This window comes from Vibrio sp. 10N.286.52.F8, assembly GCF_041468745.1.
Classification (GTDB): domain Bacteria; phylum Pseudomonadota; class Gammaproteobacteria; order Enterobacterales; family Vibrionaceae; genus Vibrio; species Vibrio crassostreae_C.
The window spans coordinates 174193-185414 of sequence record NZ_JBFRJF010000019.1 but is presented as its reverse complement, the minus strand read 5'-3'; the positions used below and the strand labels follow the sequence as shown (position 1 = coordinate 185414).

Here is an 11222-nt window from a genome sequence, read left to right as displayed (position 1 = left end):
CGAGATGCGAGATGCGAGAGAGTATGGCAAAGCCAAATTACAGGCAATAAAAAAGGAGAACCGAAGTTCTCCTTTTCTTAAACCTTTAAGCTAACTCTAAATTATAGAGATGCTTTCGCTTTTTCAACTAGAACAGCAAATGCTGCTTTGTCGAATACTGCGATGTCAGCAAGAATCTTACGGTCGATCTCGATAGATGCTTTCTTTAGGCCATTGATGAAACGGCTGTAAGATAGACCATTTTGACGAGATGCCGCGTTGATACGTGCAATCCAAAGTTGACGGAATTGACGTTTCTTGTTGCGACGGTCACGGTAAGCGTATTGACCAGCTTTGGTAACTGCTTGGAAAGCTACGCGGTAAACACGTGAACGTGCTCCGTAGTAACCTTTAGCTTGTTTTAGAACTTTCTTATGACGTGCACGAGCTTGTACACCACGTTTTACGCGAGGCATTATGCTTCTCCTAAACTAAACGAATTTATAAACTAAAAAGAATTAAGCGTATGGCATCATACGTAGAACTTGAGCAACTTCACATTTAGGAAGGATCGAGTTCGGACGTAGCTGACGCTTGTTCTTAGTAGTACGCTTAGTCAGGATGTGACGTTTACCAGCGTGCTTAAACTTAATACCACCAGCAGTTTTCTGGAAACGCTTAGCAGCACCTTTGTTGGTTTTCATCTTAGGCATGATGAATAACTCCGCATTGTTGAGTTGTTAATAACATAGTAATTAGGGCGAATAAAACCCCGCAACCTGAGGCTGCAGGGTTCAATTACTTGCAAAGCCGTTAATTACTTCTTTTTAGGGGCCAACACCATGATCATCTGGCGACCTTCAATTCTCGTTGGGAAAGATTCGACTACTGCAAATTCTTCAGTATCCGCTTTCAAACGATTAAGAACGTCAACACCGATTTCTTGGTGAGCCATTTCGCGGCCACGGAAGCGAATTGTTACCTTCACTTTGTTGCCGTCTTCTAGGAAACCAGTCAGGTTGCGTAGTTTTACCTGATAGTCTCCAATATCAGTTCCAGGTCGGAATTTAATTTCCTTGATCTGAACCTGCTTTTGCTTCTTCTTCTGCTCTTTCGCAGCTTTGCTCTTCTCGAAGAGGAACTTACCGTAGTCCATCACACGACAAACTGGCGGCTCGGCGTTAGGGCTGATCTCTACAAGATCCATACCAGCTTCATTTGCAGCTTCCATCGCTTCAGCGATTGATACTACACCAACAGCTTCGCCGTCTGCGCCAGTTAGACGCACTTCACGAACGCCACGAATGTCACCGTTTAAACGGTGCTGGTTTTGTTTGGCCGGTTGTTGGCCACGTCTTCCGCCTTTAATAGCTATTCCTCCAGATTGAGCTTACGGCTTGAAACCTCGGCTTGGATGTATGAAATAAAGTCATCCACTTTAAATTTGCCAAGGTCCTTACCTTTACGTGTACGTACTGCAATTTCGCCGGCTTCCATTTCTTGGTCACCACACACAAGCATGAACGGTACACGTTTCAAAGTATGTTCGCGGATTTTAAAGCCAATCTTCTCATTTCTCAAGTCTGCTTTGACTCTAAATCCACTTTTTTGCAGTTTTTTCGTAATTTCTTGTACATATTCAGACTGTTTGTCTGTAATGCCCATTACAACTGCTTGTTCTGGCGCCAACCACGTTGGGAAGAAGCCAGCGTATTCTTCAATAAGAATACCAATGAAGCGTTCTAGTGAACCTAAAATCGCGCGGTGGATCATAACTGGCGTGTGACGCTCGTTATCTTCACCTACGTAAGTAGCACCTAAACGTTCTGGTAATGCAAAATCGAGCTGCACTGTACCACATTGCCAAGCGCGGTCCAAACAATCATGCAAAGTAAATTCAATCTTAGGTCCGTAGAACGCACCCTCGCCTTCTTGAATCTCGTATGCAATGTCCATTGCCTCTAGCGCTTGCTTAAGGTCAGCCTCTGCACGGTCCCACATTTCGTCTGAACCTACACGCTGTTCTGGACGAGTAGATAGCTTAACAACGATGCTTTCGAAGCCGAAAGTTGTGTAAGTATCGTAAACCATTTCAATACAAGCTTTAACTTCTTGTTGAACTTGGTCTTCAGTACAGAATACGTGAGCATCATCTTGAGTGAAGCCACGAACACGCATAATGCCGTGAAGTGCGCCAGACGGCTCGTTACGGTGACATGAGCCGAACTCAGCCATACGTAGCGGTAGATCACGGTAAGATTTCAAACCTTGGTTGAAGATTTGAACGTGACCAGGACAGTTCATTGGCTTGATAGCGTATTCACGGTTCTCTGAAGAAGTAGTGAACATCGCTTCAGCGTACTTATCCCAGTGACCAGAGCGTTCCCAAAGAACACGGTCCATCATTAATGGGCCTTTAACTTCTTGGTAATCGTACTCAGTCAGTTTTTGACGAATAAATACTTCTAGCTCACGGAAGATAGTCCAACCGTTGTGGTGCCAGAACACCATGCCTGGTGCTTCTTGCTGCATGTGGAATAGGTCAAGCGCTTTACCGATTTTACGGTGGTCACGTTTAGCCGCTTCTTCTAGGCGCACAAGGTGAGCTTTAAGTGCCTTCTTGTCGTGGAATGCAGTGCCGTAGATACGTTGAAGCATCTTGTTGTCACTGTTACCACGCCAGTATGCACCCGCTACGTTAAGTAGAGTGAAGTGCTGGCAGAAGCTCATGTTAGGCACGTGTGGACCACGACACATATCGATGTATTCTTCGTGATGGTACAGGCCTGGACGATCGTCTTTAGAAACGTTCTCGTCCAAGATTTCAATCTTGTAAGTCTCGCCGCGAGCTTCGAATGCGTCGCGCGCTTCCTGCCAGCTAACTTTCTTCTTAACAACCTGGTATTTGGTCTTCGCTAGCTCTTTCATGCGCTTTTCGATCTTTTCTAGATCGTCTTGCGTTAGAGAGTGCTCAAGATCGATATCGTAGTAGAAACCGTTATCGATAGTAGGACCGATCGCCATTTTCGCTTCTGGAAAAAGCTGCTTAACCGCGTGGCCTAAAAGGTGAGCACAAGAGTGACGAACGATTTCAAGGCCATCAACTTCATCTTTAGCTGTGATGATTTCTAGGCTTGCATCGTTTTCGATAAGATCACAAGCATCAACACGCTCGCCGTCTACACGACCAGCAATGGTAGCTTTCGCAAGACCAGGACCGATTGATAGGGCAACATCTAGAGTTGATACAGGGTTGTCAAATTGACGCTGACTACCGTCAGGAAGAGTAATAATTGGCATTATTTGTCCTTTACAGTGGTGTTGCACACCAAGCAACACATGAAAATGTTTAATATATGTCTTTCAATCAACGAGTACGCTGATTGGGGATATATGCATAATAAATATACCCACATAGAAGCAAATACAGATGCCACATCTGTGAGTAGCCGAACATTGTAACGAAATAATATGAAATGACAATGTTAGTCCCGTAGCACCACAAAAACTATATGACTGAAATGTCTCTTCTATATAGATCCTTCTAACGCCTAACCCATAGTTCAATCAGTAATTCGTTGGCTTTATCTACAATACAAAAAAGCCGAACGGATAAGTTCGGCTATAGAAATCGTACTGTCTTGTCTCTATTAATAGAAAAAGCGACTACTAACAGAAAGGGAACTACGCACTCATGATTCTTGATACAGCGTTGCGAATGTCTGAATCGGCAGCGTTCGCAGGCAAGCTGAATGAGATGTATTGATCGCCACGGAAGCTCATTGAGCGATCGATTTCTGCTAGGCAGTGAACCATTGAGCCTTCAACGATGAATGACAGCTCGATCTCTTTATTATTCATGAAACCGCCGCTGCGAAATTCAATCTCTTGGTAACAACCCGAACGAGAAGCAAAGTTGTTGCCTTTTAAGAAGCCCTTCTCTACGTCAGCTTTCACCATTGCCATACCGGATGCTTCCACGCCTTGGATGATTTTAGCAACTGTTGGCAGTGGGTGTACGGAGATAAAGTCACGGTCTTTAGGGTCAATCGCGAAGCCTATATCTAGGTTGGTTTCAACCCACACATGGCATTGGTTCATTTGTGCGTTCAACGCGGTGACTGGCGTTTCATCATTTAACTTAAGACGGAATGGAACCAGTTTGGTTTCGTCCGGTTGGATAACGAAAGGCTCTACGGCTTGAATACGACCCAGTGAAAAGGTTTCGTAGCTGGTGCTATCTTCCGTTTCTACTTTTACTTCTGTGTTGAGAACCAAGTTGATCAGGTCGATTTGTTGCTCAACGTCACCACCAACAATGTGAACATTGCCAGACAACTCTCCACCTTGGAAAACTTCAATATTATCTAAGACAGTATCAACCTTTGCTGCACCGATGCCCAACGAGGCCTTTAATTTCTTAAACATATTATTTCCCTTTCTAATTATCTGATTTACGAATAGTTATTGCGTGACAATTTGCGACACTTGCCTCACAGAATCAAACAATTTGCCCCATCTATGTTGAATAAGGTCACATTGCCCGAGGAAATGTTGAAATCGTGAAAAATTCCGTTACTCTATTTGTATAGTCAAATAAGGTTTCATTATGTCGAAAGCACCGCTCTACCTTCAGATAAAACAGTTCATAGATGACAAGATCAGCAGTGGTCATTGGCCGGTGGGTTACCAAATCACCACAGAACTCGAACTTACCGAGCAGTTCAATGTGAGTCGAATGACGGTCAATAAAGCCATTCGAGATCTTGTGTCTGAAGGCAAGCTCATCAGGAAACCAAGACTGGGGACTTTTGTTTGTGAACCCGACGAAAAAGCGCAATCTCCGTTGCTTGATATCAACAACATAGCGCAAGAGATCAAAGACCGAGGCCAAACGTATACTAGCCAAGTTATCAAGCACGATAGTATCAAGGCTGATGAAAGCACGGCTACACGGTTAGGTGTGATGATTAACGCAGAAGTGTTCTATAGTGAAATCATACACTTTGCGGACAACGCACCGATTCAATTGGAAGCGCGCTGGGTGAACTCTCAAGCCGCTCCAAAATACCTAGAGCAAGACTTTTCAACCTCTACGCCCAACGAATACCTTTCAAAAAGCTGCCCGTTAAGTGCTATCGAGCACACGGTTGAAGCCATTATTCCAGATTCTCAAATCAGAACGTCACTAAAGCTATCTGAATCAGAACCTTGCCTTCTTTTGAATAGAAGAACATGGAGCAAAGAACGCCTCATCAGCTTTGCATTGCTCTACCACCCTGGCTCTAAGTACAAATTAAGCTCCAAGATACTTCTAGATTAAAGAACATCATCCTGATCGCCGATCACATTTTTGCAACATCAACTTGATTCGGGTCAGCGTTTAGCCTATTTATTTGTATATACATTTAATGTTTAGCAAAGATCTAGGTGATTATGAATTTGATCCTCAAAAACGCACGAGTGGTCTCCATGAGTTCGGGAGCCGACGGTTATCAGCCCTCTTCCCCTCAAGATATCGTTATCGAAGACGGTAAGATCGTGTCTATCTCTTGTTCAAACCATGAGGCTCATGCTTATGAGGTAGAACAACCGAGCACTGATAACTCTGCGGATTACATCACCTATGATTGCAAAAACAAGCTCGTTACCCCAGGTCTGATTGATTGCCACACTCACCTCGTATTTGCAGGCAATCGCGCCAACGAATTTGAACAGCGTTTGAATGGTATCTCTTACACCGACATCGCCAAACAAGGCGGCGGGATTCTTGCGACAGTCACTGCAACACGCGCAGCGCAAGAGTCTGAACTGGTTGAAATAGCAATACCTAGACTCGATGGCCTGCTAAGAAGTGGCGTAACCAGCATCGAAGTAAAATCGGGCTATGGTTTAACACTTGAAGACGAACTCAAGATGTTACGTGCAGCTAAAGCGTTAGAAAATCATCGCCGAATTAAGATCACTACCACTCTCCTTGCAGCACACGCAGTACCGCCAGAATACAAAGAACAACCAGATCGTTACATAGATCTGGTTTGCCAAGAGATCATTCCTAAAGCTGCGGGGCAAGGGCTCGCCGATGCCGTTGACGTGTTCTGCGAATCTATCGGCTTCAACTTAGAACAAACCGAACGTGTATTTGCAGCTGCCAAAGCACATGGGCTAGCGATTAAAGGTCACACTGAACAACTTTCAAATATGGGCGGCAGTGCGCTCGCAGCTAAATACGGTGCACTCTCTGTCGACCATGTTGAATACCTTGATGAAACCGGAGTAAAAGCACTGGCAGAATCAGGCACAGTCGCCACCTTATTACCCGGGGCTTTCTACTTCTTGAAAGAGACTCAACAGCCACCTATTGCTTTACTTCGTGAACACAAAATCCCAATGGCGATCGCGACCGACCTAAACCCCGGCACATCTCCCTTTGCAGACTTAACGCTGATGATGAACATGAGCTGCACCCTGTTTGGTACGACGCCTGAAGAAGCGCTACGCGGTGTAACTTGTAACGCTGCCGCTGCCATTGGTGAGTCACAAACCAAAGGCAAAGTCGAAATCGGTTATGCCGCAGATTTGGCTATCTGGAACATCGACCACCCTGCCGATCTAAGCTATCAAGTCGGTGTTCCTCATCTGCATAAACGCATTGTTAATGGCGAGGTGTGTCATGACTCAATCTAAATCCAACGGTATCCAAGAGAACGCAACAACCATGCATAACTTTGTGTGGACAGGGCGTAATGATCTTGAAGATGGCGCACTCGGTACTCGCGTTCATCACATTACCAAGCAAGTACAAAGTAGTGGCTTAAGTGACGAGCTGACTGACAGCGCTATCGCCTTGGTTGGCTTTGCCAGCGATGCCGGTGTTGCAAGAAATAAAGGACGCGTAGGCGCGAAACAAGCACCTAACTTGATACGCCAAGCTCTGGCGAATATGGCTTGGCATAGTGACGCACGCATCGCCGATCTCGGTGATATCGAATGCAATGACGATCAATTAGAAGTAAGCCAAAAACAGTGTGCATCTGTGATTGCCAATGCTCTATCAACTAACAAAGTGATTACCCTTGGCGGTGGTCACGAAGTGGCTTGGGCATCTTTTCAAGGTCTCGCTGAGCACCTAAATAACATTCAATCAGAACACAATCCTAAGATCGGCATCGTTAACTTTGATGCTCACTTTGATCTTCGTGAATTTGAAAGCGACATCGCCGATATTAAACCGAGCTCAGGCACGCCTTTTAACCAGATAAGTGATTACTGCCACATACATCAATGGCCGTTTCATTACGCTTGTCTTGGCGTTAGCGCGGCTAGTAATACCAAAGCGCTGTTTAACAAAGCTGACCAACTGGGCGTGTGGTATGAACACGACCGCAACATGACTCAAGTAAACCAAGTCGCTCAGCTGGTTAAGTTACAAAAATTCATCGCTGAGTGTGATTACCTCTATCTCACTATCGACCTTGATGTTTTCCCCGCAGCTACTGCGCCGGGAGTAAGTGCACCAGCGGCAAGAGGCGTGTGCTATGAAGCACTCGCTCCTTTTCTAGAACAGATTTTCCAACACAGCGAAAAACTCATTATCGCGGACATTGCGGAATACAACCCAGACTACGATGTCGATGGCCAAACGGCTCGATTGGCGGCTCGTTTATGTTGGGATATTGCCAGTGCAATGGCCAGTGACTAATCCAGCTATACCGATAACTACAACTACAACTACAACTACAACTACAACTACAACTACAACGATATAACGTGAAACAGAAGGAATTCCAAAATGACGGAACACCACAACAGTGACCCTCGTCTCGACACGACTCGCGAAATTCGCGCACCTCATGGCACCACTTTGCGCGCTAAATCTTGGTTAACAGAAGCACCACTGCGTATGCTGATGAACAACCTAGACCCTGATGTGGCAGAACACCCACATGCACTGGTTGTGTATGGCGGTATCGGTCGCGCGGCGCGTGATTGGAAATGTTATGACAAGATTGTTGAAGTATTAGAGCGTTTAGAGGACGACCAAACGTTACTTGTTCAATCAGGTAAACCTGTGGGCGTGTTCCCGACTCATAAAAACGCGCCTCGCGTACTGATCGCTAACTCGAACCTTGTTCCACACTGGGCGAACTGGGAACACTTCAACGAGCTCGATAAAGAAGGCTTGATGATGTACGGCCAAATGACCGCGGGCAGCTGGATCTACATTGGTTCACAAGGCATCGTTCAAGGTACTTACGAAACATTTGTCGCGATTGCCAAGAAGCACTTCCAAGGCGAAGCAAACGGCAAGTGGGTTCTAACGGGCGGTCTTGGTGGAATGGGCGGCGCTCAACCTCTTGCGGCTACTATGGCTGGCTTCTCTATGATTGCCGTAGAATGTGATGAATCACGAATCGACTACCGCTTACGTACTGGCTATGTAGACAAAAAAGCCACCAGCTTAGATGAAGCGATGGCAATGATTAAAGAGTCAGACACGCCAATCTCTGTTGGCTTATTAGGTAACGCGGCAGACGTGTTCCCAGAGTTAGTTGAACGCAATATCACACCTGATGTGGTGACTGACCAAACATCTGCCCACGATCCTCTTAACGGCTACTTGCCGCAAGGTTGGACGATGGAGAAAGCCGCACAAGAGCGCACCATTGATGAAGCAAAAGTGGTGAAAGCCGCTAAGCAATCTATGGCGATTCAAGTTCAAGCGATGCTAGACCTGCAATACCGCGGCGCTGCAACAGTAGATTACGGCAATAACATTCGCCAAATGGCACTGGAAGAAGGCGTAGAAAACGCGTTTGATTTCCCGGGTTTCGTTCCGGCTTATATTCGACCTTTATTCTGCGAAGGTATTGGTCCGTTCCGTTGGGCTGCCCTATCTGGTGACCCAGAAGACATATACAAAACAGACCAAAAAGTAAAAGAACTGATTCCAGGCAACCCACATCTACATAACTGGCTAGATATGGCGCGTGAACGCATTCAGTTCCAAGGCCTACCAGCGCGTATCTGTTGGGTCGGTTTGAAAGATCGTGAACGTTTAGGCCAAGCCTTCAATGAAATGGTTAAGAATGGCGAACTGAAAGCACCGGTTGTTATCGGTCGTGACCACCTAGATTCAGGTTCAGTAGCAAGCCCGAACCGCGAAACAGAAGGCATGATGGATGGATCAGATGCAGTATCAGATTGGCCTCTATTGAATGCCCTTCTGAACACAGCGGGCGGCGCAACTTGGGTTTCTTTGCACCACGGTGGTGGCGTTGGTATGGGCTTCTCACAACACTCAGGCATGGTGATTTGTTGTGACGGCAGTGAAGATGCATCACAGCGTATTGCTCGCGTACTTCACAATGATCCAGCAACCGGCGTAATGCGTCATGCTGATGCAGGTTACGATATTGCCAAGCAGTGTGCTAAAGAGCAGAAGCTTGATTTACCTATGCTAAACGAAGAACTTCGTCGCCTTTAATGTCTGGAGAGAACATGTTGAACTTATTACTTAAACCAGGACTTCTTGGCCTATCTGAACTGCGTAAAATCAGCCGTAGCCCTGTGAACCTATCGCTGGATCCTGCTGCAATCCCTGATATTGAAGCGAGCATGCAGGTTGTCGAGCAAGTGATTGCTGAAGATCGCACTGTATATGGCATCAACACGGGTTTTGGCTTATTAGCAAACACCAAGATTGCGCCTGAAGATCTCGAAGTACTACAGAAAAGTATAGTACTTTCTCACGCTGCGGGCATTGGCAAGTTCATGTCTGATGAAACCGTACGCTTGATGATGGTATTGAAGATTAACAGCTTGTCTCGCGGTTACTCAGGTATTCGCCTCAAAGTCATTAATGCCCTTATCGATCTTGTGAACGCACAGGTTTACCCGTGTGTTCCACAAAAAGGATCAGTAGGCGCATCTGGAGATCTTGCTCCCCTCGCCCACATGAGTACCGTTCTGCTAGGTGAAGGCCAAGCACGCCACAACGGCAAGATCATCACTGGCTTAGAAGCAATGCAGATCGCAGGTCTTGAACCAATCACACTTGCGCCGAAAGAAGGCTTAGCGCTGTTAAACGGCACACAAGCATCGACTGCCTTTGCATTAGAAGGTCTGTTCGCAGCGGAAGACTTGTTTGCGTCTGCAACCGTATGTGGTGCAATGTCTGTTGAAGCTGCACTGGGTAGTCGTCGTCCGTTTGACCCTCGAATTCATCGCGTTCGTGGTCATCGTGGTCAAATGGATGCCGCGCTTGCTTACCGTCACATGCTTGATCAAAAGAGTGAAATTGGTGAGTCACACACTTGCTGTGAAAAGGTTCAAGACCCTTACTCGCTGCGTTGTCAGCCTCAAGTGATGGGGGCGTGTTTACAGCAAATTCGTAATTCAGCAGAAACGTTAAACGTTGAAGCGAACTCGGTATCGGATAACCCACTGGTATTTGCTGAAGACGGCGACATTATTTCAGGTGGTAACTTCCACGCAGAACCTGTGGCAATGGCAGCGGATAACCTAGCACTTGCGATTGCAGAAATTGGTAGCCTTTCTGAACGAAGAATGGCACTGCTGATTGATAGCGCACTAAGCAAACTTCCACCTTTCTTAGTCGATAACGGCGGCGTTAACTCAGGCTTTATGATTGCTCAAGTAACGTCTGCTGCTCTGGCAAGCGAGAATAAAACACTGGCACACCCAGCTTCAGTAGACAGCCTTCCAACATCGGCAAACCAAGAAGATCATGTATCTATGGCAACCTTTGCGGGTCGTCGACTGCGTGACATGGCAGAAAACACCCGTGGCATCTTGGCTGTTGAATACTTAGCAGCAGCACAAGGCTTGGATTTTAGAGCACCAAATCTCTCTTCTCCTCGAGTAGAAGAAGCAAAACAGATACTGCGCGAGAAAGTCAGCTTCTACGACAAAGACCGTTACTTCTCACCTGATATCGAGCAAGCAAATCTACTGCTCAAATTATCAGTGCATAACCATCTAATGCCAGAAGGCCTACTGTGTAGCTTCTAAGGTTTGGCGAAATAGCACGTCATATAAACAGGGGCTATTGATTAGCCCTTGTTGCATTGAATCCAAGCCCCTATTCCCCTCAAAATCGTCACATACCATCCAACGTATTTATCTAATCGACTGATATATAAGCAAAGTTAACTGGATAGACCATTAGAACGAAGTTAGTTAGCTATAATCCACCCCAGATTTGATGACTAATAGCGATA

General features: G+C 46.0%; 10 protein-coding genes. 5 read left to right on the top strand and 5 right to left on the bottom strand.

Features of this window, described 5'->3' with window-relative positions; translation table 11 throughout:
* Window positions 1-101 precede the first annotated feature (101 nt).
* The 5 genes from rplT to AB4133_RS11605 all read right to left on the bottom strand — a co-directional run bounded on the left by rplT (window position 102) and on the right by AB4133_RS11605 (window position 4407).
* Window positions 102-455, bottom strand: coding sequence for a 50S ribosomal protein L20 (rplT, locus tag AB4133_RS11625; protein WP_004733517.1), 354 nt, complete (start codon window positions 453-455; stop codon window positions 102-104).
* 42 nt (window positions 456-497) lie between these two features.
* Entirely contained in the window at window positions 498-692 is a 195-nt protein-coding gene (gene rpmI, locus AB4133_RS11620) for a 50S ribosomal protein L35 (RefSeq protein ID WP_004738430.1), read from the bottom strand.
* Window positions 693-796: 104 nt separating this feature from the next.
* Window positions 797-1348: a translation initiation factor IF-3 gene (gene infC / locus AB4133_RS11615; protein WP_076654893.1), complete on the bottom strand. Its 552-nt coding sequence runs from the start codon at window positions 1346-1348 to the stop codon at window positions 797-799.
* Between the two features lie 2 nt (window positions 1349-1350).
* Window positions 1351-3279, bottom strand: a complete 1929-nt coding sequence (gene thrS, locus AB4133_RS11610; RefSeq protein WP_017059786.1) for a threonine--tRNA ligase — start codon at window positions 3277-3279, stop codon at window positions 1351-1353.
* Between the two features lie 384 nt (window positions 3280-3663).
* Window positions 3664-4407: a sporulation protein gene (locus AB4133_RS11605; protein WP_372224518.1), complete on the bottom strand. Its 744-nt coding sequence runs from the start codon at window positions 4405-4407 to the stop codon at window positions 3664-3666.
* A 181-nt stretch (window positions 4408-4588) separates the two neighbouring features.
* Between AB4133_RS11605 and hutC the strand changes: the two genes are divergently transcribed.
* The 5 genes from hutC to hutH all read left to right on the top strand — a co-directional run bounded on the left by hutC (window position 4589) and on the right by hutH (window position 11013).
* Window positions 4589-5302, top strand: a complete 714-nt coding sequence (gene hutC, locus AB4133_RS11600; RefSeq protein ID WP_017059778.1) for a histidine utilization repressor — start codon at window positions 4589-4591, stop codon at window positions 5300-5302.
* A gap of 113 nt (window positions 5303-5415) precedes the next feature.
* A complete protein-coding gene (gene hutI, locus AB4133_RS11595; RefSeq protein WP_372224516.1) occupies window positions 5416-6666 on the top strand; it encodes an imidazolonepropionase in 1251 nt (416 codons plus the stop codon).
* Entirely contained in the window at window positions 6653-7681 is a 1029-nt protein-coding gene (hutG, locus tag AB4133_RS11590; protein WP_372224514.1) for a formimidoylglutamase, read from the top strand. Before hutI ends, hutG begins: the two co-directional genes overlap by 14 nt.
* 90 nt (window positions 7682-7771) lie before the next feature.
* The gene (gene hutU, locus AB4133_RS11585; protein WP_017059775.1) at window positions 7772-9466 is read left to right on the top strand and encodes a urocanate hydratase; all 1695 of its coding nucleotides are present in this window, start codon (window positions 7772-7774) and stop codon (window positions 9464-9466) included.
* A gap of 14 nt (window positions 9467-9480) precedes the next feature.
* Window positions 9481-11013, top strand: coding sequence for a histidine ammonia-lyase (gene hutH, locus AB4133_RS11580; RefSeq protein ID WP_017067090.1), 1533 nt, complete (start codon window positions 9481-9483; stop codon window positions 11011-11013).
* The last annotated feature ends 209 nt before the right edge of the window (window positions 11014-11222 follow it).